Source organism: Ensifer sp. 38_S197, from assembly GCF_056924495.1.
In genome coordinates this window covers 1,541,585-1,563,058 of sequence record NZ_JBXOVZ010000002.1, presented here as the reverse complement: position 1 = coordinate 1,563,058, position 21,474 = coordinate 1,541,585, and the positions used below count along the sequence as shown (strand labels likewise).

17 protein-coding genes are annotated in these 21,474 nt (G+C 62.4%); 7 read left to right on the top strand and 10 right to left on the bottom strand.

Annotated features, from left to right (window positions below; all coding sequences use genetic code 11):
- Positions 1–23: 23 nt before the first annotated feature.
- Positions 24–1,976 carry an acetoacetate--CoA ligase gene (locus tag AC1Z3V_RS20640; protein WP_483501403.1) on the bottom strand — a complete coding sequence of 651 codons (1,953 nt, stop codon included), beginning with the start codon at positions 1,974–1,976 and terminating at the stop codon, positions 24–26.
- 186 nt (positions 1,977–2,162) lie between these two features.
- On the opposite strand from AC1Z3V_RS20640, the gene AC1Z3V_RS20635 reads away from it, so the two are divergent.
- Positions 2,163–3,986: an AsmA family protein gene (locus AC1Z3V_RS20635; protein ID WP_483504123.1), complete on the top strand. Its 1,824-nt coding sequence runs from the start codon at positions 2,163–2,165 to the stop codon at positions 3,984–3,986.
- 86 nt (positions 3,987–4,072) lie between these two features.
- Here the strand turns inward: AC1Z3V_RS20635 and AC1Z3V_RS20630 are convergent, their stop codons facing one another.
- The 4 genes from AC1Z3V_RS20630 to AC1Z3V_RS20615 form a co-directional block, all read right to left on the bottom strand.
- Positions 4,073–4,891 carry an ABC transporter permease subunit gene (locus AC1Z3V_RS20630; protein WP_429812408.1) on the bottom strand — a complete coding sequence of 273 codons (819 nt, stop codon included), beginning with the start codon at positions 4,889–4,891 and terminating at the stop codon, positions 4,073–4,075.
- A gap of 3 nt (positions 4,892–4,894) precedes the next feature.
- A complete protein-coding gene (locus AC1Z3V_RS20625) occupies positions 4,895–5,806 on the bottom strand; it encodes an ABC transporter permease subunit (protein ID WP_429812410.1) in 912 nt (303 codons plus the stop codon).
- Between the two features lie 4 nt (positions 5,807–5,810).
- Entirely contained in the window at positions 5,811–6,953 is a 1,143-nt protein-coding gene (locus tag AC1Z3V_RS20620; protein ID WP_483504122.1) for an ABC transporter ATP-binding protein, read from the bottom strand.
- Between the two features lie 104 nt (positions 6,954–7,057).
- Positions 7,058–8,152: a polyamine ABC transporter substrate-binding protein gene (locus AC1Z3V_RS20615; protein WP_429812415.1), complete on the bottom strand. Its 1,095-nt coding sequence runs from the start codon at positions 8,150–8,152 to the stop codon at positions 7,058–7,060.
- 336 nt (positions 8,153–8,488) lie between these two features.
- Between AC1Z3V_RS20615 and AC1Z3V_RS20610 the strand changes: the two genes are divergently transcribed.
- Positions 8,489–9,472: a fatty acid desaturase family protein gene (locus tag AC1Z3V_RS20610; protein WP_483501400.1), complete on the top strand. Its 984-nt coding sequence runs from the start codon at positions 8,489–8,491 to the stop codon at positions 9,470–9,472.
- Here AC1Z3V_RS20610 and AC1Z3V_RS20605 read toward each other — a convergent pair.
- Positions 9,466–10,875 carry a helix-turn-helix domain-containing protein gene (locus AC1Z3V_RS20605; RefSeq protein ID WP_483501398.1) on the bottom strand — a complete coding sequence of 470 codons (1,410 nt, stop codon included), beginning with the start codon at positions 10,873–10,875 and terminating at the stop codon, positions 9,466–9,468. The two genes, AC1Z3V_RS20610 and AC1Z3V_RS20605, sit on opposite strands and share 7 nt — an antisense overlap.
- A gap of 228 nt (positions 10,876–11,103) precedes the next feature.
- Between AC1Z3V_RS20605 and aceA the strand changes: the two genes are divergently transcribed.
- The 3 genes from aceA (at position 11,104) to AC1Z3V_RS20590 (ending at position 14,143) form a co-directional block, all read left to right on the top strand.
- Positions 11,104–12,393, top strand: coding sequence for an isocitrate lyase (gene aceA / locus AC1Z3V_RS20600; protein WP_483501396.1), 1,290 nt, complete (start codon positions 11,104–11,106; stop codon positions 12,391–12,393).
- A 120-nt stretch (positions 12,394–12,513) separates the two neighbouring features.
- Positions 12,514–12,753 carry an SMc00767 family acetate metabolism repressor gene (locus AC1Z3V_RS20595; RefSeq protein ID WP_034800815.1) on the top strand — a complete coding sequence of 80 codons (240 nt, stop codon included), beginning with the start codon at positions 12,514–12,516 and terminating at the stop codon, positions 12,751–12,753.
- Positions 12,754–13,033: 280 nt separating this feature from the next.
- Positions 13,034–14,143, top strand: coding sequence for a helix-turn-helix transcriptional regulator (locus AC1Z3V_RS20590; RefSeq protein WP_483501393.1), 1,110 nt, complete (start codon positions 13,034–13,036; stop codon positions 14,141–14,143).
- A 59-nt stretch (positions 14,144–14,202) separates the two neighbouring features.
- Here AC1Z3V_RS20590 and AC1Z3V_RS20585 read toward each other — a convergent pair whose 3' ends face one another.
- Positions 14,203–15,072 carry a LysR family transcriptional regulator gene (locus AC1Z3V_RS20585; protein ID WP_483501391.1) on the bottom strand — a complete coding sequence of 290 codons (870 nt, stop codon included), beginning with the start codon at positions 15,070–15,072 and terminating at the stop codon, positions 14,203–14,205.
- 104 nt (positions 15,073–15,176) lie between these two features.
- Between AC1Z3V_RS20585 and AC1Z3V_RS20580 the strand changes: the two genes are divergently transcribed.
- Positions 15,177–15,365, top strand: a complete 189-nt coding sequence (locus tag AC1Z3V_RS20580) for a hypothetical protein (RefSeq protein WP_483501389.1) — start codon at positions 15,177–15,179, stop codon at positions 15,363–15,365.
- 94 nt (positions 15,366–15,459) lie between these two features.
- On the opposite strand, the gene AC1Z3V_RS20575 is transcribed toward AC1Z3V_RS20580, so the two are convergent.
- From AC1Z3V_RS20575 to AC1Z3V_RS20565, 3 genes are all read right to left on the bottom strand, one after another.
- A complete protein-coding gene (locus AC1Z3V_RS20575; RefSeq protein WP_483501387.1) occupies positions 15,460–17,982 on the bottom strand; it encodes a methyl-accepting chemotaxis protein in 2,523 nt (840 codons plus the stop codon).
- Between the two features lie 354 nt (positions 17,983–18,336).
- Positions 18,337–18,483: a hypothetical protein gene (locus tag AC1Z3V_RS20570; protein ID WP_429812434.1), complete on the bottom strand. Its 147-nt coding sequence runs from the start codon at positions 18,481–18,483 to the stop codon at positions 18,337–18,339.
- Positions 18,484–18,718: 235 nt separating this feature from the next.
- Positions 18,719–19,903 (bottom strand): BaiN/RdsA family NAD(P)/FAD-dependent oxidoreductase, encoded by a 1,185-nt coding sequence (locus tag AC1Z3V_RS20565; RefSeq protein ID WP_483501385.1) that lies wholly within the window; start codon positions 19,901–19,903, stop codon positions 18,719–18,721.
- A 124-nt stretch (positions 19,904–20,027) separates the two neighbouring features.
- On the opposite strand from AC1Z3V_RS20565, the gene AC1Z3V_RS20560 reads away from it, so the two are divergent.
- Entirely contained in the window at positions 20,028–21,464 is a 1,437-nt protein-coding gene (locus tag AC1Z3V_RS20560; protein ID WP_429812440.1) for a glutamine synthetase family protein, read from the top strand.
- Positions 21,465–21,474 lie beyond the last annotated feature (10 nt).

Here is a 21,474-nt window from a genome sequence, read left to right as displayed (position 1 = left end):
AGCGCCAACAAGTTAACGCGCCCTCAATTCTTAAGGGCCTCGAGACCGGCAAAAAGATCGAGCGCCTCGGGGTTGGCGAGCGCCTCCTTGTTCTTCACCGGACGGCCATGCACGACATCGCGAACGGCAAGCTCGACGATCTTGCCCGACTTGGTGCGGGGGATGTCGGTGACCGCGATCACCTTCGCCGGCACGTGGCGCGGCGACGCGCCGACGCGGATGCGGTTCTTGATCGCCTTGGTCAGATCGTCGGTGAGCGTGATCCCGGATGCGAGGCGGACGAACAGAACGACGCGAACGTCGTCTTCCCAATCCTGCCCGATGCAGAGCGCCTCGACGACCTCCTCCATCTGCTCGACCTGATTGTAGATCTCCGCGGTGCCGATGCGCACACCGCCCGGGTTCAACGTCGCGTCGGAGCGGCCGTGAATGATGATGCCGCCGTGTTCGGTCCATTCGGCAAAGTCGCCATGGCACCAGACGTTGTCGAAGCGCTCGAAATAGGCGGCGCGATACTTGGCGCCTTCCGGATCGTTCCAGAACATCACCGGCATCGACGGGAACGCCTTGGTGCAGACGAGCTCGCCCTTTTCGCCGCGCACGGACTGCCCCTCGTCGTTCCAGACATCGACGGCCAATCCGAGGCCCGGCCCCTGGATCTCGCCGCGCCAGACCGGCTTCAGGGGATTGCCGAGCACAAAGCAGGAGACGATATCCGTGCCGCCGGATATCGAAGCGAGCTGGACGTCCGCCTTGATCCCTTCGTAGACGAAGGAGAAGCCTTCCGGCGACAAGGGCGAACCGGTGGAGGTGAGCAGCCTCAGGGTCGAGAGGTCATGGGTCTTGGCCGGCACGAAACCGCCCTTGCGGACCGCATCGATGTACTTGGCCGAAGTGCCGAACACCGCGAACTTCTCGGCCGCGGCATAGTCGAAGAGCACGTTGCCGTCGGGGTAGAAGGGCGAGCCGTCGAAGAGACAAAGCGTGGCGCCGACCGCCAAGCCCGAGGCCAGCCAGTTCCACATCATCCAGCCGCAGGTGGTGAAGTAGAAGAGCTTTTCGCCGCGGCGAAGGCCGCAGTGGAAACGGTGTTCCTTCAGATGCTGCAGCAAGGTGCCGCCGGCGGAATGCACGATGCACTTCGGAACACCCGTCGTGCCCGACGAAAACAGCACGTAGAGCGGATGGCCGAAGGGCAGCCGTTCGAACGTCAGGGCCTTCGCCTTGAAGGGCGCGATGAAATCTCCGAGCGTCGCAGCGCCCGCGATCGAGGTGGCGAGCGCCGTGCTGTCGCCGGCGTAGGGTACGATCAATGCCGGCACGGCAAGGCTTGCCGAGACCGCGCGCACCTTCGCGTCGACGTCCTGGCGCTTGCCGTTGTACCAATAGCCATCGCAGGCGACGAACAGCTTCGGCGCGATCTGGCCAAACCGATCGAGAACGCCCTGCTCGCCGAAATCGGGAGAGCAGGAGGACCAGATCGCTCCGATCGAAGCGGTCGCCAGCATCAGCGCGATGGTTTCCGGCATGTTCGGCATCATCGCCGCGACGCGATCGCCCGGGCCAATCCCTTGCGCTTTCAGCGCCTGCTGCAGTCGCGACACCAAGGCCCGCAGCTCGTTCCACGACAGGCGGTAGTCGACCTTGTCCTCACCGCGGAACACAAGCGCATCGCCATCGCCGGTTTCGCGAAGCAGGTTCTCGGCGAAGTTCAGCTTCGCTTCAGGGAAGAAGCGGGCATCGAGCATCCGCTCGCCATTCACGAGGGCGGTCGTGCCGCGCTCGCCGATGACGTTGCAATGCTCCCAGACTGCGGTCCAGAAATCGCCACGCTCGGCCACCGACCATGCATGGAACGCGTCATAATCCGCAAAGGTCCTGCCGAAGCGTTCGCTGCACCAGGCGATGAATTCGGCCATGGGGCTATGCGCACGGATCTCGGGACCGGGAACCCACAACGGCTGCTCTGCTTGCATGCTTTTCCTCCACTCCTGCTCCAGGCTCTCTATACCATGCTGCATCGCAAAATAAACAGTGCCCGCAATCGCCTCGGCATCGCGCCGGCGACATTTACCTGTCTGTTTCCTGTCCGCCGCATTTGATTTCTGAGGGCCGAAGGCCTATCCAACATGCGTGACCCAAGCGACGGCGACCAGGCGGACATGACACGGAAATTCCTGCATATGATGCGCGACGCACGCCTGCGGTCGCGGTTCCGTCGTCGCCACTTCCTATGGGCAGCGGCGATCGGAGTGGGGCTTGCTGCCGCCTACAATGCCGCGCTGCCTCTGCTGATTTCCACCGCCGATGTGCGCCCAAGGGTGGAGCACATGCTCGACGCCTGGTCCGGCGGGAAGAGCCGGATAACAGGCAATCCCGAGATCAGCTTCTGGCCGGAACCGACCCTCACGCTCCGCTCCGCGACCATCGAGACGGCAGACGGCACATCGCGCAAGCTCGCGAATATCGGCAGCATAACCGCTTCCTTCAGTCTGCTCTCGGCCATCGACGGCGATCCGGAACTCGAGGACATCCACTTGATCGAGCCGGTCGTCACGCTGGAGAGACGAACGGATGGCACGCTCAACTGGCAACCCCCACACTGGTTGACTGCGCCGGAAAGGCCGACCTCCAGCGACGATACGCCCTTTGGTGACGTCACGGTCGAAAACGGGCGCCTGCAGGTCATCGACCTCATCACCAACCAGACCCGGGAATTTTCCAGCATCGCCGGAACGGTCAAGTGGCCCTCCTTCACCGAGCCTCTGGGCGCCGAGTTCTCGGGCAGCCTTGGCGGACAGCTGGTGACCTGGACGCTCGACTGCAACGAGCCGCTGGCCCTGCTCGCCGGTCGCAACACGACGCTCAGGACATCGCTGAGCTCAACTCCATTGAACCTCTCTTTCGAAGGCACCGGCAGTCTCTCGCAGACGCCGATCAGTTCGGGTCGGCTCCAGCTTTCGACGGCATCTCTGCAAGCGCTGGCAGCCTGGTATCAGGGCAAGGCTGGCCGCGCCCTGCCCGACAGCAGCCTCAACCTCAGCGCCAATGTCACGACAGGCGATCGCTCCCTGAAGTTCGACGATCTGCAGCTTGCTCTGGGCGGCGCCAATGCGACCGGTGTCCTCGACGTCTCCATACCGGCCAACGATACGCCCCGCATAGAGGGTACGCTCGCGTTCGACCATATCGGCCTCAACGGCCTGCAGCCACTCATCGATCAATTGCCGGTAGAGCCTGACGATGTCACCAAGCAGCTCCGCGACGCTTTCGCGCGGACCTGGCGCGCCGACCTCCGCCTATCGGCGCAGGAGGCATCGATCGGCCCTCTGCGGCTGACGGATGTGGCCGCCGGCGTGATCATCGATCACGGGCGCGCTTCCGTCGACATCGCCGACAGCACCTATGCCAATGGTCGGCTCAGCGGCCGGATCGCCGTCTCGGAAGCGGGATTGGCAAAGGGCGGCAAGCTCGAACTGGTCCTGAAGAATGCCGACCTCGCCGCAGTGCTAGCGGATTTCGGGTTTACAGGCCCGATCCCGACCGGCCGAGGAAACGTCAACTTCGACCTTGTGACCGAGCATCCGTTCTGGACCGAGCAGGCGGCCGAAGCCTCGGGCAGCATCAGGCTCTCGCTCGCCAACGGCAGCCTCTCCGGCTTCGACGCAAACGCCTTCGCGAACCTTGTCAGGGCGGGAGAGTTCTTCTCGCTGGCTCAGGCCAGCGATGGCAGCTTCGCCTTCCAGACCGCCGACATCGAAGCGAGCTTCGGCCAGGGGTCGGCGCGGCTGAACCAGGCGCTTTTCACCGGCCAAGCCGGCAGTCTCTCGGTCAATGGCGTCATTCCCTATCGCACCGGCAGCCTGGCGCTCGCCGGCACCTTCATCGACGCGCTCAACGCCGGACAAAGGCTGCGCTTCTTCGTCGGCGGTTCCTGGCCAAATGCAGTGATCTCGCCCCTGTCGGTCCTTGGCGAGCCCAATTGAAAACGGCCGGCGTCAGAAACACCGGCCGTTGGCTTACAGTTCACAGCGACAAAAGCCGCCCACGCTAAGCGCGGGGCTGCTCCCGCTCAGGATTGGGCAAAGGCAGCCCGCTCGTCTCGCTCGCGCTGCGCCTCGCGCTGCTTGGTAACGATGGAAGCAACGACCACTCCGATCGCCACGACACCGATGAGGATGGTGCAGATCGCGTTGATTTCCGGCGTCACGCCGAGCCGCACCTGGCTGTAGATCTTCATCGGCAGCGTCGTGGCGCCCGGTCCCGTGGTGAAGCTCGAAATCACGAGATCATCCAGCGACAGCGTGAAGGCCAGCACCCAGCCGGAAAACACCGCCGGCGCGATAACCGGCAGCGTGATCGCAAAGAAGGTCCTGACAGGAGTAGCGCCGAGATCGAGCGCCGCCTCTTCGATCGACCGGTCGAAGCTGAGCAAGCGGGACTGCACGACTACGGCAACGAAGCACATGGTGAAGGTGATATGCGCCAGCGTGATCGTCCAGAAGCCGCGATCGAGGCCGATGGCGACGAAGAGCAGCAGGAGCGACAGGCCGGTGATCACCTCGGGCATGACGAGCGGCGCATAGACCATGCCGGAGAACAGCATGCGGCCGCGAAAACGCGTGTAGCGAACGAGCGCCAGTGCCGCGAGCGTTCCCAGCACGGTTGCACAAGTCGCAGAGATCAACGCGACGCGGATCGTCACCCAGGCGGCATCGAGCAGCGCCTGATTGTGCCAGAGCTGCGCATACCATTTGATCGAAAACCCGGCCCACACCGTGACGAGTTTCGACTCGTTGAAGGAGAAGATCACCAGAAGCACGATCGGCAGGTACAGAAAGCCGAAGCCGAGCACGATCGAGGCAATGTTGAAGCGTGACCAGGTGCCCATGTCCTACCTCCCCTCGCTGTCGGCTTTCGCCTGCGCGTTCTGGAAGTAGACGATCGGCAGTACCAGGATCAGAAGCAGGATCGTCGCTACGGCGGAGGATACCGGCCAGTCGCGGTTGGCGTTGAACTCGTTCCAGAGCGTCTTGCCGATCATCAGCGTTTCCGAGCCGCCGAGCAGATCGGGGATGACGAATTCGCCAACGGCCGGAATGAAGACGAGCAGGCAGCCGGCAACCACACCCGCCAGCGACAGCGGGAAAGTCACGCGCCAGAAAGCGGTGAACGGCGTGCAGCCGAGGTCGAGCGCGGCCTCCGTCAGCGTGTGGTCCATCTTCTCCAGCGAGGAATAGATCGGCAGCACCATGAAGGGCAGATAGGAATAGACGATGCCGATGTAGATCGCCCAGTTGGTGTTGAGAATGATCAAGGGCTGGTCGATCACGCCGGTCGCCAGGAGGAACTGGTTGAGCAGGCCCTCGGGCTTCAGGATCGCGATCCACGCATAGACGCGGATCAGGAAGCTCGTCCAGAACGGCAGGATCACCAGCATCAGCAGCGTCGGGCGGACGGTCTTCGGCGCCTTCGCCATGCCGTAGGCGATCGGATAGGCGATCAGCAGCGTCAGGACCGTCGAAACCGCCGCGATGATGACGCTCGACACATAGGCGTTGAAGTAGAGAACGTCTTCGGTGAGCCAGACGTAATTGTCGAAATTGAATTCCCGCGCCTTCTCGACAATGCCCGACAGGCCGCCGAAGAGGTCGAAAACCGGCGTATAGGGCGGCATCGCCACGGCCGTCTGCGACAGCGAGATACGGAAGACGATGAAGAAGGGGATGAGGAAGAAGAAGAGCAGCCAGGCATAGGGGATGATGATGACAAGGCGGCTGAAGAGAGCGGATGCGACGCGTGTCATGGTCTCAATCCTTCAGAACGACGCCGGCGTCTTCGCCGAAGGAAACCCAGACTTCCTGATCATAGCCGAGCGGGTCCTCGACCGCACGCACCGCGTTCAGCGACGACGCCTTGATCACCCGTCCATCCTTCAGACGTACGTGAAAGACGGTCATGTCGCCAAGATAGCCGATATCCCAGATCTCGCCCTGGACGGCGTTGACGGGCGCATTTGCCGGCGGCTGCCGGCTGACGCGGATCTTTTCCGGACGGACGGCGACCGCGGACCTGGTGCCGGTCGCCGGTCTTTCGGGGGACGCCATGCGGATGGGAAAGCCATTGGCGCCTTCGAGCCGCACATAGCCGCCCTCGGCTCCAGAAACCGCTCCCTCGAAAATGTTGACGTCGCCGATGAAGTCCGCAACGAAACGGGAATTCGGCGCCTCGTAAATCTCGGCCGGGGTCGCGACCTGGATGACCTTGCCGTGGCTCATGACCGCGATGCGATCAGCCATGGTCATCGCCTCCTCCTGGTCGTGCGTCACGACGACGAAGGTGAGGCCAAGTTCCTGCTGCAGATCCATCAGTTCGAACTGGGTTTCCTCGCGCAGCTTCTTGTCGAGCGCGCCGAGCGGCTCGTCGAGCAGCAGCACTTTCGGCCGCTTGGCGAGCGAGCGCGCGAGCGCGACGCGCTGACGCTGGCCACCGGAAAGCTGATGTGGTTTGCGCTGGGAGAATTTTTCGAGCTTCACCAGCTTCAGCATCTGCGCCACGCGCGCGGCGATATCCGCTTTCGGCATGCCGTCTTGTTTCAGGCCGAAGGCGATGTTGTTCTCGACCGTCATGTGCGGAAAGAGCGCATAGGACTGGAACATCATGTTGACAGGCCGCCGGTAGGGCGGAATGCCGGCGAGGCTTTGCCCGTCGAGAATGATCTCGCCTGAGGTCGGCTGTTCGAAACCGGCGAGCATGCGCAAGAGCGTCGACTTTCCGCAGCCGGAAGCGCCGAGGAGCGCAAAGAACTCGCGTGTGTAGATGTCCAGCGAGAGGTCGTCGACGGCGGTGAAGTCGCCGAACCGCTTTGTCACGTTCTTCACGGAAATGAATGGCTTGGAAGCGGGATCCGCCCAGGGGGCAAAGGACCGCCGGATACTGCCGAGAGACTTCATCATCAATCCCCGAATGATACAGCCGATCGGGCGCTCTCGTTTTCCCCGGCGCCCATTAAGAAAATTGCCCGGATCTTGAGGTCCGGGCAATTCGTTCTCCGCTCTTACTGGCCGGTTACGACCTTTGTCCAGAGTCGGGTCAATACCCTCTGTTCTTTCGCCTCGAAGGGCGTCACCGTGAACAGTTTCTGCATCACCTCGTCCGACGGATAGATGGCGGTGTCTTCGAGAACGGCCTTGTCGAGGAACTGCTGCGATGCCTTGTTGCCATTGGCGTAGAAGACATAATTCGATGCCTTGGCAACCACCTCCGGCTTCATCATGTAGTTGAGAAAGGCATGGGCTTCCTCGACGTGCTGCGCATCGGCGGGGATCGCGAACATGTCGAACCACATCTGCGCGCCCTGCGACGGGATCGCGTAGTCGACCGTCACGCCGGCCTTTGCTTCCGCCGCACGGTCGCGCGCCTGGAAGACGTCGCCGGAGAACCCGACGGCCAGGCAGATGTCGCCGTTGGCGAGCGCGTTGATGTATTCCGACGAATGGAACTTGCGCACATAGGGGCGGATGCTTGCGAGCAACTCGGCCGCCTTTTCCAGATCGGCGGCATCGTGGCTGTCCGGATTGAGGCCGAGATAGGCGAGTGCCGAAGGCATGACGTCGGTCGGGGAATCGAGGATGTGGATGCCGCAATCCTTGAACTTCGCCGCCAGTTCCGGCTTGAAGATGACATCCCAGTTGGGCTTCGCGTCGGTGCCCAGGATCTCTTTCATCTTGTCGACATTGTAGCCGATGCCGGTCGTGCCCCACATGTAGTCGACAGCATATTCGTTGCCCGGATCGTACTTCGCCGTACGCTCCATGATCACGTCCCACATGTTGGAAAGGTTCGGCAGCTTCGACTTGTCGAGCTTCTGGAACACGCCGGCGGCGATCTGCCGCTGAAGGAAGGTTGCCGTCGGCACGACGACATCGTAGCCCGAGCCGCCGGCGAGCAGCTTCGTCTCCAGGATCTCGTTGGAATCGAAGACGTCATAGACGACCTTGATGCCGGTCTCCTTGGTGAAATCTTCCAGAATGCTGCTGTCGATGTAATCCGACCAGTTGTAGACGTTGACCACGCGCTCCTGCGCCGAGGCCAGCATGGTCGAACCGGCCAGTACGGCTGCCGCCAGGGTTGTGACGATGAGCTTGGACATACAACTCCCCTCTTGGTTTTCATTTCGGGGCCCCGGCATGCCAAGGCACCATCCAATCCGTTTCGCTCAGGCGGCGAGGTTAGGCATGTTTCTCGATAACCTCAAGCGCTTTCGTGGCGATAAAAGACCGCTCCGCGCCAGTCGGTGTTTTTCACAAGTCGAGGAAAAACGGGTACTTATGACGAACCGCCGTGCCGCCGCTTAAGCCTGCCGGTACTCCCTGCCGCAGTTAACCATGTCGGATGCTCGACATGTACGAACCGATGTTTACAATTGATTAACCATGATCGCCGTGCGAATTTTCCGCCGGTTGTGCATCAAGGGTTGGGTATTGCGATGGGCGAGAAGATCATAGGCGAGAGCGCCCCGGGTGGGCGAAGCCGCAGGATCGATCCCAGGGAGTTGAAACGCCTGTCAGCGCTCGAGCCGCGGAAGGCGCTGGGCGCTATCGCTTTCGATTGGGCGATGATCGCAGCGGCGATCGCCGTCAGCGAATATGCCGGCAATCCTCTCGTCTATCTGATCGCCGTGGTGCTGATCGCTGGACGCATGCATGCGCTCGGCTGCATGATCCACGAGGCGGCGCATTACCGAATCATCCGCAACCGAAAACTCAGCGACGGGATGAGCGACCTGCTGCTCGCCTGGCCGGTGCTCGCAACCGTCGACGGCTATCGTCAGAACCATCTCGCCCACCACCAGCACGCCAATACCGACGCGGATCCGGACTGGACCGCGAAGCTCGGCATGCCACAATTCACCTTCCCGCAGAAACTTACGCGCGGCATCGCCCAGTTGCTTGGCTACCTCATCGCGGTCAATTCGCTGCGCGACATGTTGCATATGGCCAAGCGGATGGGAAAGAACGATCGCTCGACGCTCCAATACAAGCTGCTGCGCATCGGCTTCTACGTGGCCGCCGCAGCGGTCTTCACGCTGCTCGGCATCTGGCGGGAAGTGGCGCTCTATTGGGTCGTGCCGTTCCTCACCTTCTTCTGCCTGTTCCTTTACATACGCAGCGTCGCCGAGCATTTCGGCAGCATGGACTATGGCGACGAGTTGACGAGTTCACGGACCGTCTACCCGCATGCCTGGGAGAAGCTGTTCTTCGCCCCCCACAACATCAACTATCACCTCGAGCACCATCTCTATCCGGGCGTGCCCTTCTACAATCTGCCGGAACTGCACGCGATCCTGATGCGCAACAAGGCCTATGCGGACAAGGCGCACATTACCCGCGGCTACACCACCGGGCTGCCGGCGGAATGTTTCGCGCCGAATACACCGCTGCTGCCCAACCAGCATCCCGTCAGCTACTGAAAATCGAAGACGCTGAGCCCTGTCGCCATCTCATCGAGCCCAAGTGGTCGCGTGACCGGCGGTTCGGCGCGTGCCAGACAGCCCTGCCGCTCGCAGAGCCGGCAGGCAGCTCCAACCGCGACCGCCGGCGGCAGCGCCGAAGCGTAGACGACCTCGTCGGCGAAGGATGCCTCGCAACCGAGAAGCAGGGCCGTGCGCCTGACCCGCTCCTGGAACGCCGCCTGCGGGCCATCCAGCGTGCGCGCCACCGTCAGAAACGCAGCGCCATCCGGCATTTCGACACGATCGACCAGAACCTGCCCGGGCACCGAAAAGGCGGCATGAATATTGAGCTTCGGACAGCCGCCGCCGAACTTCGCCTGCGGGAAGCCCGCTGCGCCGGCCCGCCGCAAGCGGTGGCCGGCATTGTCGATCTCCATCAGGAAGAACGGCACGCCTTGTGCTCCGGGTCGCTGTAGCATGGTCAGCCGATTGGCGGCCTGCTCGAAGGAGACCTGGAAACGGGCACGCAACATATCGATATCATATTTCGCCCGCTGCGCGGCGGCGAGGAAGGCGGCATAGGGCATCATCAGCGCATGCGCGCCATAGCGCGCAAGCTCGAAACGGGCGATGCGGCGCGCCTCCGCGGTCGAGAAACGCAAAGGCTCGAGTTCGGCGATGATCGCTTCGTGGCAGGCGATCGACACCGCCTCCATGGCGATCTCGCGCAGTTGGTCGTAGGGCGACAGCCGCTCGGAGATGAAGAGGCGCATGGAATGCCGATCGAAACGGCGGCGCAGATTGGGCATAGCATGCACCGGCAGGCTGCGAACGACCAGGCCATGTTCCTTCTTCAGCCAGTTCTTCAGAGCGCCCACGAGATCATCGCCGGGCGACAGCGCCTCGTGAAAGATCTCCGCCGCCGCCTCTATCGCAGCAAAGTGGTTGGGCCGCGCCTCGAAGGTTTCGCGCACCTCGTCCATCGGCAGCCGCGTGCCGGAAAGCGCCTCCATATGCCCCTGCCCCGCCAGCAGATCGGCAAGATCCTTGAGGCGCGCCGCCTGCTCGCGATAGGCGCGATAGAGCTTGACGACGCCGCCCGCGGCATTGGGAGCGGCCTCCGCCACCTCGATCAGTTCCTGCTCTCCCGGCAGCTCGGCTGACAGCAGCGGATCGGCAAAAACCTCGCGCAACTGTGCGAGACTGCCGCCGGTTTCTCCCTGCAGTTCGTCGAGATCGACCTTGTAGACCGAGGCCAGTTTCAGGAGCAGTTGCACCGTCAGCGGCCGCTGATTGCGCTCGATCAGATTGAGGTAGGACGGCGAGATGCCGAGTGCCTCGGCCATGGCCGTCTGCGTCAGCGACAGGCCATTGCGAATACGCCTGACCCGAGGACCGGCGAAGATCTTGTTCTCGGCCATTTGTAACTACCTTTACAACTCGCGAAGCACATAACGCTTTACACTTTTTACAAATTTACTTCGCACTTCTGTCAAAGGCAAGACAAGATAACCCTTTTGGTCGCGCCATTTCATCGTTTCCAATAGCCGAATGCCGCAGCGCAATGTAAAAACTGTCACATGAACTCGAAACACGAAGCACCGTACGACGAAAGTCGAATGGATGAGAGATTTTGACAGGAGGATGTAATGACTGATTTTTACAAGCTTGTTCCGAGCGCACCGCAAGGCCGCTTCGATGGCGTCGACCGCCCCTATAGCGCAGAGACCGTGAAGCGGCTGCGCGGGTCGGTCGAGATCCGCTATTCGCTGGCCGAAATGGGCGCGAACCGCTTGTGGAAACTCATTCACGAGGAAGACTTCGTCAATGCGCTCGGCGCACTCTCCGGCAATCAGGCCATGCAGATGGTCCGCGCCGGCCTGAAGGCGATCTACCTCTCCGGCTGGCAGGTCGCGGCCGACGCAAACACCGCCTCGGCCATGTATCCCGACCAGTCGCTCTATCCGGCCAATGCGGCGCCGGAACTCGCCAAGCGCATCAACCGCACGCTGCAGCGCGCCGACCAGATCGAGACCTCCGAAGGCAAGGGCCTTTCGGTCGATACCTGGTTCGCACCGATCGTCGCCGACGCCGAAGCCGGCTTCGGCGGCCCGCTCAATGCCTTCGAGATCATGAAGGCCTTCATCGAAGCCGGTGCTGCCGGCGTCCACTACGAGGACCAGCTCGCTTCGGAAAAGAAGTGCGGTCACCTGGGCGGCAAGGTGCTGATCCCGACGGCGGCCCATATCCGCAACCTGAACGCCGCGCGGCTTGCCGCCGACGTCATGGGTACACCGACACTGGTCATCGCCCGTACCGATGCGGAGGCGGCAAAGCTGCTCACCTCCGATATCGACGAGCGCGACCGTCCATTCGTCGACTATGACGCCGGCCGCACGGTCGAGGGCTTCTACCAGGTGAAGAACGGCCTCGAGCCCTGCATCGCCCGCGCGGTCGCCTATGCGCCGCATTGCGACCTGATCTGGTGCGAAACCTCGAAGCCGGATCTGGAACAGGCCCGCAAATTCGCCGAGGGCGTGCACAAGGCGCATCCGGGCAAGCTGCTCGCCTACAATTGCTCGCCGTCGTTCAATTGGAAGAAGAACCTCGACGACGCGACGATCGCCAAGTTCCAGCGGGAACTCGGCGCGATGGGATACAAGTTCCAGTTCATCACGCTCGCCGGCTTCCATCAGTTGAACTTCGGCATGTTCGAGCTGGCGCGCGGCTACAAGGCAAGGCAGATGGCCGCCTATTCCGAGCTGCAGGAAGCGGAATTCGCGGCAGAAGCCAATGGCTACACCGCGACGAAGCACCAGCGCGAGGTGGGCACCGGCTATTTCGACGCCGTCTCGATGGCAATCACCGGCGGCCAGTCCTCGACAACCGCCATGAAGGAATTGACCGAGCACGACCAGTTCCGCCCGGCCGCAGAGTGAAAGACCGGCGGGAGCGCGGCAATCCCTGCCCGCTGCGCTCCTGCCGCTTCTCATAAATCAGAGTGGAATGGGAGGGCTGCCCCCATCCCACAATAGCCTCGAACCTCAAGGAGAAGTCCAATGACAGTCCAGACACGCGTCAAGGAACGGGCCGAGGAACAGTCTTCGGCGATGACCCCGGACCAGCAGGCAGCGATCCGCATGGTTGCCAACGACCTGCACCGCCTCAACCAGTCGGTCATGAAGGCCGTCGATGCCGGCGTATCGGTCGAGCTCGTTCGCTCGGCCCGCCACCACGGCGGTGAAGGCAATTGGGGCGATCTTCTGATCCCTGTCATCGTAACTCAGGGCAGACCATGACACTCGTTGCGGTGACGCTTGCGATGGCCCTGCTTTCGTCCGCTTCATTTCAGCCGGCGGCGGCAATCAGAGTGGCGACAGCAATTTCAGGTTGAGAGCCGCACATGTCATGGCGCAGATGCGACGTTGCCAGAGATTGGAATGGCCGGCGAGAATGCCGGCCATTCGGCATTGCGGCACCGAATCATGATTCAACATCTTCTTCGATATGCCATTTCAAGTTGATCGCACGGCGCGCAGCGGCTTATATTAGCCCAGCCTATCTCAGGTTGGGGCAAGCATGTATCGATCGACGAAAGCTGCCGATACGGCCGAATTGACGGAGCTCATCTACGGCGCCGCCTTTGGTGACTGTGGCTGGCAGGACTTTCTTGACCGGCTGACGACGACAATGCCGGACGGGCGCTCGGCGCTCCATTACCACGATCTCACGTCGCCGACGGCATGCGTGCCCTATGTCTCCGGCTTTACGCCGGATGCCATCGATCAGTTCAACAACCACTTCGCGGCGATCAATCCCTGGATACCGAAGTCGGTGCTGGTGCCGGTAGGGCGCGGTCTCGCCGGCGAACACATCGTCTCGCGCGCGGACCTGGTGAAATCGGAATTCTACAATGACTGGCTGAAAGGCCAGACCGGCTGCGAAAGCACCGTGGGCGTGACCATCGTGCGCAGTCCGACGCGCACATTGCTCGTGTCGACCTGCACGTCATCGACGGACGAAGAGCTGAACCGGCGGGCGGCCGATCAATACACCCTTCTTGCTCCCCATCTGAAGCGTGCCTTCGACTTCCTGCGCCGGCGCGACCTGATGATGGCCGAACAGCATGAAGGCCGGACGCTGCTCGATACGATCGGCGTCGGCGTCATCTATGTCGGCGACAATCTCCGCATCCGATCGATGAACGACAACGCCGAACAAATGGCGGCGAAGGGCTCTCCGTTTCGCGTCACGATCAACGGGCGCCTGGTCATGGACGAACCGGAAACCAACGCGACACTCGAGCTTCTGGCCTCGCCGGTCGGCACTCCGGCTCAGCCGCAGGTTCGCCTCGTCAGGACCGCAGAGGATGGCGCGTTTCGGATCACGCTGGTCCGGCGGAGCGCGAACATCTTTACCGAACTTCTCGATGGCCCCACCGTCGCCGTGCTGATCGAGCCGGCGACCTCGCTCGTTTGCGACCAGCGCCTCAACCACCTGAGAGACAGCTACGGCCTTACGCCGGCCGAACTCCGCATCGCGTCCGGCGTCGCCACCGGTCTGACGCTGAAGGAGATGTCGCAGGCCAACGGCGTCAGCTACGAGACGATCCGCACGCAGCTCAAGAGCATCTATGCCAAGACCCGGGTCAATTCGCAGGCCGCCCTCGTCAAGCTCCTGATGCGCTGACCGAAGGCGCCGTCATCCAATTTGGCATTCCTGCAGCACCAAGCTGGCCCTACGCGCGCTCAGCCGCGGCGTGGCCTCTTTCCGGCAAAGACGTCGGCATGGCTGCGCAACAGCTTCGTCATGCGGTCGACCACGGTGCGGATTTCCTTTCGGTGCCGGTCCTCGTTGTTCATCACGATCCATTGGCGGTGTCTCAGCGCGGGGATTTCCTCGCCTGCCCGCTCCAGCATGGGCTCGAGGTCGCCGACGAAGCAGGGAAGCACAGCGCAACCGGCGCCTGCCCGGGCGAGGTCCAAGAGCGAACGCGGCCGTGTGATGGTCGCGACAATCCTGCCTTCTGCCTGTTGGTGGGGCCAGCGAAGATAGGCCGAGATCGCCTCCTCTTCGCCCACTGCCACCCATCGGGTGTTGGCAGCCGCCGGTGCGTTCTTCTGGCGATAGGCGGCATAGGCGACGTCACCGACCGGGCTCGCCGCCAGATAGGTTTCCTCGGGCTCGAATGCGCGGATGCCGATGTCGGTCTCGCGATAGGCGAGGCTGGCGCGCGTCTCGCCGACGGTCATCGCCAGGCTGAAACCATCCCTCTCCGTGCAAAGCGCCGGAAAATTCTCCGCGAGCAGCCAGGCAATCCAGGTGCCGACGGTGATGCGGACGGTCGCGCCTTCACCCTCGCGCCGCCAGCTCTCGACCCGACGCGCCGCCGCCTCCATCTCCTGAAGCTGCTCGAACAGGAGCTCGCCGTCGCCGGTGAGCTGGTAACCGGTCTGGCTGCGCAGAAACAGGGAGCGGCCCGTCCGCTCCTCGAGCTCCAGCATCCGCCGCCCGACCGTGGCAGGGCTCGAACCAAGCGCCCGTGCGGCGCCGGTAAGGCCGCCGGTACGCGCCACGCTCATGAAACAGCGGTAGATGTCCCAATCCAGGTTTTTCATTTCTGAAAAACATAGGCCGATTTCCGCTGTATGTAAAACTGCTTTGGATGCATAAAAGGAGTGATGCCCATCAAACGAGGAGCATCACCATGGAAATGATGGCAATGGTCTATATCGCCGACATGGCCCTGAAAAACCGGCGTTGGGACGAAGACTTCGATCCGAAGCCGCCGGGACTTCTTCGGCGCATGTTTGACGCCTTGGCCGCCAAGATCGTCGAGCAGCGCAGGAGACGCCTCGGCGCCGAAAAAAAGAGCACCGCGGAGCCCTGCGGCCACGCGGTGCAATGTTAGCCCCTGCCCTTGTTATATCGCACGGCGATACCGATTGCCGTGCTTCCGTCCGAAGGCGGACGTCCGCCGTCGGCGAATTCGATTGCCGGCCGCCTCAGGCGGCCCGGTAACCGTAATCGTCCGCCTCCGGCTCCAGCCGGAACTGCTCGACGAGCATCATCAGTGTGTCCGCCTGGTGCGCGAGCGACCGGCTCGTCGCCGTCGCCTCTTCGACCATGGAAGCGTTCTGCTGCGTCATCTGGTCCATCTGGTTGACCGAACTGTTGACCTCGTTAAGCGCTACGGCCTGATCGCGGCTTGCGGTTGCGATCATCTCGACATGCTGGCTGACGGTGACGATCTGCGCGCTGATCGATGCCAGCACTTCGCCCGTTTCCTTGACCAGGTGCGAGCCGGCATTGACCTCGTTAGTCGATTTGTTGATGAGGCCCTTGATCTCGCGCGCGGCTTCCGCCGAGCGCTGCGCCAGCTCACGCACTTCCTGGGCAACAACGGCAAAGCCCTTGCCTGCTTCCCCGGCACGCGCGGCCTCAATCCCGGCGTTCAGCGCCAGGAGATTGGTCTGGAAGGCGATGTCGTCGATCACCTCGATGATCTGTTCGATCTGGCGCGAGGCCTCCTCGATGCGTCCCATGGCGGCGATCGCGTTGGTGACGACGGTCGCCGAACTGTCGGCGCTGCGCTTCGTCTGGATCACGGCATGGTTGGCTTCCCCGGCACGCTCGGCAGACGAGCGAACCGTCGCGGTGATCTGGTCGACAGCAGCCGCCGTTTCTTCGAGCGATGCAGCCTGGGCTTCCGTCCGCTTCGACAGCGAGTCCGCGGCATGGTGCATGCTGGAGCCGCTTTCCTGGATCGCCTGCGCATTGGCGCGGATCTGCGACAGCGTGTCCTGCAGGCGGATCAGCGAGCCGTTGAAGTCTTCGCGCAACTGTTCGAGACGACCGTGGAAGGGAACCTCGATCTGGCGCGAGAGATCGCCCTGCGCCAGGCGGCCGAGACCGGCGGCCAGCTCGCTGACGGCCAGATCGATCTGGCGATCGAGCTCGCGCTTTTCCTGGTCGTTACGGCTGCGCTCGATTTCGGCGCGGGTCCGCTGCTCTTCGCTCTCGGCCTCGATGCGGACCTTGGAAAGCGCGTTCTCCTTGAACACGCCAAGTGCCCGCGCCATGTCGCCGATTTCATCGCGGCGCGCATCGCCGTCGATCGCTGTGTCGAGGCGGCCGTCTGCGAGGCGACGCATCGCAGCAGTGATCTGGCCGATCGGCTTCTTCAGCGTCAGCGTCAGCGCAATGCCGGCAAGCAGCGCGATGACGACGCCGGCGACGGTTGCCGCCACCGAGATCTGGTTCGCTTCCTGGCGTTCCGTTCCGGCGGCGACCTTCTGGCGCTCGGCAAAGCTGGTGAGATCGCCCCAGATCTGGTCGATCGACTGACCGGCGGCGTCGAAATCGGCGGTCCGCTTGACGGTGATCTCGACGAGCGCTGCGGCATCCTTCTTCATCGCGGTCAGGATCGGCATCAGCGTATCGGCGATCTTGTCGAAGGAAGCACCGTCGCTGGCAACGCCACGCAGCGTTGCCATGTTCTGCTGAACGGCAAGCGACTTATCGAGCAGCTTCTGGCGGTTTTCTTCGTTGGTCTGGCCCATGAAGGTGGCAGCGGAAATCTGGATGTCCGTGATCGACCCGGCGAGCCGGCGGGTCGCGGTCAGCACCGATTCCGTCGTGACGATCTGCTCGTCGAGTTCGGCGAAGATCCGCGTCGCGTCACGCATCTTGCCGACCGATGCCGCCTCCAGGCGGAAGCTTGCGGTGCGGAAACGGTCGACATATTTGGAGATGCCGGCGAGCGTCTCCGGGCCGGCCGGCGCCTTCAGCAGCGCGCCGATCTCGCTCGAGGCGGAGGTGATCGTTTCCGCCAGCGACTTCTCGTCCTTCGGCAGCAGGCGGAAAATGTCGCGCTCGGTGCGGCCGATCATCGGGAAGCGCTCCTTGACCGCCTTCAGCTTGTCCTCGACGGAGATCGCCTTGCTGACTTCGGTGCCGAATTCGTTGAAGAAGCGGCTGGCGCGCATCAGCTTCTCGGCTTCGCGCAGCATGGTCTTTGCGGCGTTTTCGTTTTTCCGCACGGCATATTGCAGCCGGTTCGACTCCTCATTGATCTTGGAGCGCTCAATCAGCAGCGCGTCGAGGTTCGCCGCCATCGCCGTGCGCAGTTCCTGCTCACCGACATGCAGCTTCCAGAGACCGTCGATGCGCGCCTCGATGTCGTTTGTCGCGGCGATTGCGGCCGTCAGTTCGTCCTGGCCGCTCTGACCGGCAACCTGGGCCGCCGTCGCCGCAAGCACGTCCTTCTGGGCCGAAATCTTCGACTGGACGGCTTCCCTGGTTTCCTCGGTCGTCGAATGCAGGAAGGCGTTCATGCCCGCGTAGACATCCTTGAAGCCGCTCAATGTCTGCAGCACGCTGTTCGAAATCTCCATGCGCCCCTGTAGCAGGCCGGACGCATAGAGGCCGGTGATACCGACGGCACAGATGCTGACGACGAAGGGAAGGATGAAAAAGAGCACCTTCGTCTGGATCTTGAAACGGGCAAGAATTCTATCAATGAACATGGAAAACACCTTGGCTCGCAGCTCGCATTCGCCTCCCCGGCCGCTCAAGACGTCTTCGCATTCAACGACTGGGCGTGAAGGCGCGGACGATCGAGAGCCACCCGATGCGCAAAACAGGCTGATGTTTTTCGGAAAATCATACGGCGAACGCCGTCAGTCCGTCGGCAATCATTGCGGATCCACGTCACCGCTCCTAGGCAACGCGAACCTGACGAAACTCACTTGGTCGCACTATTTAATTTGAACGATTAAAATTTGTATAAGCGCGATCGCCTGCGGCAGAAAATCCGAAGGAGCGCTGAGGCGCCTCAACTGCGCCCGAGGAACCGGCCGTCTAAAGCCGGTCGCCTGAGATCAGAACCAAAGGGCCGGAAGAGCTGCGAGAGCGGCAACGGCGAAAAAAGCGATCAGTGCGAGGCGCGTGATTGCGGCCTTCTGCTGACGGCTTTCGTCGGTGCGGGCGATCGCTATGGCGCGGGGACGGCGGCGTGGTTGGTTCATGGCATCCTGTCCTTGTCACATTGACCGGCAACCATCGACCCGGACGAACCGGCTTGCCAGTCACACATATATTGCAGCCATGCCGTGGTGGAGGAAAGTCAAAAAATAGGAAACAGTGTTATTTCCGTTTATGTGACAATCCGATCTCACCAACCGCCGGCTGTGCCGACGAAAACAAAGGTTCGACCAGATCCGTTAACAATCGCTGAAGCACGGCCCGCCAAAAGCGGGGAGATCACACGTCCTGCCCGGCGGCAAAGCCCGATGCCCAGGCCCATTGGAAATTGTAGCCACCGAGCCAGCCGGTCACATCGACGCACTCGCCGATGAAGTAGAGCCCCGGCACCGCCTTCGCCTGCATCGTCCTGGAATCGAGCCCGTTGGTATCGACGCCGCCGAGCGTGACTTCGGCGGTACGATAGCCTTCCGAACCGGCGGGCTTGATCGTCCAGGCCTGGATCGAGGACGAAAGCTGGTTGATCGTCTTGTCCGAGAGGTCGGCCAGCTGGCGCCCGGTCAGCTTCGCGCCTTCGACGAAAAACTGCGCAAGCCGGCGCGGCAGGATATCACCGAGCGCCGTCTGCACCGCCTGCTTGCCGTGGGTGCGCCGGATTTCCTTGAGGATTGAAGCGATGTCGATGTCAGGCATCAGCCGCAGCACGATCTCCAGTCCTTCGCGCCAATAGGACGAGATCTGCAGGATCGCCGGGCCGCTCAGGCCACGGTGGGTGATCAGCACCGCCTCGCGAAAGGCTGTCTTGCCGCAGCGGGCTTCGGCGTCGGCAGCGACGCCCGACAGTTCGCCGATCGTTTCGAGCTGCGCCGGATCGAGGGTCAGCGGCACGAGGCCCGGCCGCGTTTCGACGATGCCAAGCCCGAACTGCTCGGCGATCCGATAGGCGAACCCGCTCGCTCCCATCTTCGGGATCGACTTGCCGCCGCTGGCAATGACGAGCGACTGCGCATCCACGGGCCCCTCGCCGGTCATGACACGGAAGCCCGCACCATGGCGTTCGACGCTTTCGATCGTTGTCTCCAGCCGCAACTCGGCGTGCACGTCGCGCATTTCTGCGAGCAGCATCCTGATGATGTCCTTGGCCGAATGGTCACAGAAGAGCTGGCCAAGCGTCTTTTCGTGCCAGGCGATGCCGTGCCTTTCGACCAATGCAAGGAAATCACGCGGCGTGTATCGCGCCAGTGCCGACTTTGAGAAATGCGGATTTGCCGAAAGGAAGTTCTTCGGCCCCGCATGGATGTTGGTAAAATTGCAGCGCCCACCGCCGGAGATGCGGATCTTCTCGCCGGGCGCCTTGGCATGGTCGAGCACGAGCACGCGGCGCCCGCGCTTGCCCGCCTCGATGGCGCACATCATGCCCGCGGCACCGGCGCCGATGATGACCGCATCCTTCTTTTCAGCCACGAAACACCCCAGCTCTTTTGTCCTTCCTTCCCGGTGGCGGGGACGAAAGTCAATGACGAAGCCCATCTAGCCAATTGCCAATCTACGGTTATGATGCGCTATCCGAAGCCAAAACCGGTGATTTATGCCCTCCAAGAGAAGTGCTGCCCAACAAACAACGAAAATCAGCAAAACCTCGAAAATCCCCCCCGCCCTGCACTCCCTCCGCGGCGTGAAGACCTGGAAGGAAGCCACGGACTGGCTCAAGATACGCGGCATCGAAGACATCGAATGCATCACGCCCGACCTCGCCGGCGTGCCGCGCGGCAAGATGATGCCGACCTCGAAATTCACTTCCAACACCTCGCTGGCACTGCCCTCGGCGATCTACCGTCACACGATTTCGGGCGAATATCCTGATGAAACCGGGCAGTTCCGCTACGATTCCCGCGATAGCGACATCAAGCTCGTACCCGACCTTTCGACCCTTTCGGTCGTGCCCTGGGAAACCGACCCGACGGCGCAGGTGATCTGCGACATCGTCGGCTCGCAGGGCGAACAGATCAGCTATACACCGCGCAACGTGCTGAAGCGGGTGGTCGATCTCTACAGGCAGAAGGGTTGGAAGCCGGTGGTGGCACCGGAAATCGAGTTCTATCTCGTCGCCCAGAACGACGACCCGGACTATCCGCTGCATCCGCCGAAAGGCCGCTCGGGCCGCTCCATCCTTGGCGGCCAGGGCTACTCGATCGCCGGCATCAACGAGTTCGACGAACTGATCGACGACATCTACCACTTCTCCGAAAAGCAGGGCCTCGAGATCGACACGCTGATCCACGAGGAGGGCCCGGCCCAGCTCGAAATCAACCTTCGCCACGGCGACCCGATCGAGCTTGCCGACCAAGTGTTCCTGTTCAAGCGCACGATCCGCGAGGCGGCGCTGAAGCACGGCATCTACGCGACCTTCATGGCCAAGCCGATGCAGGGCCAGCCGGGTTCGGCGATGCACATCCACCAGTCGGTGGTCGAGATCAACACCGGCCGGAACCTGTTCTCGAACCCGGACGGTTCGGCATCGAAGGAGTTCTTCCACTTCATCGGCGGTATGCAGCACTACGTGCCGCGTACGCTGGTCATGATGGCGCCCTACGTGAATTCCTATCGCCGGCTGACACCCGACATGTCGGCGCCGGTCAACACCGCCTGGGGTTACGACAACCGCACAACGGCTTTCCGCATTCCGGTGTCGGAACCGATCGCCCGGCGCATCGAGAACCGGCTGCCGAGCTCGGATGCCAACCCCTACCTGGCGCTCGCCGCCTCGCTCGCCTGCGGTTATCTCGGCATCATCGAACAGCGCGAGCCGACGGCACCGACCGAGGACACGGCGAACGAAGGCGAGATCCTCCTGCCGCGCGGCCTGCTCGAAGCCGTCGCCCTGCTGGAATCGGCACCATCGCTTGCGGATGTGCTGAGCCCCGAGTTCATCGCCATCTATGCCGGCGTCAAACGCGGCGAGTTCGAGACCTTCATGCAGGTCATCAGCCCCTGGGAACGCGAATTCCTGCTTCTCAACGTCTGATCTCAGAGGT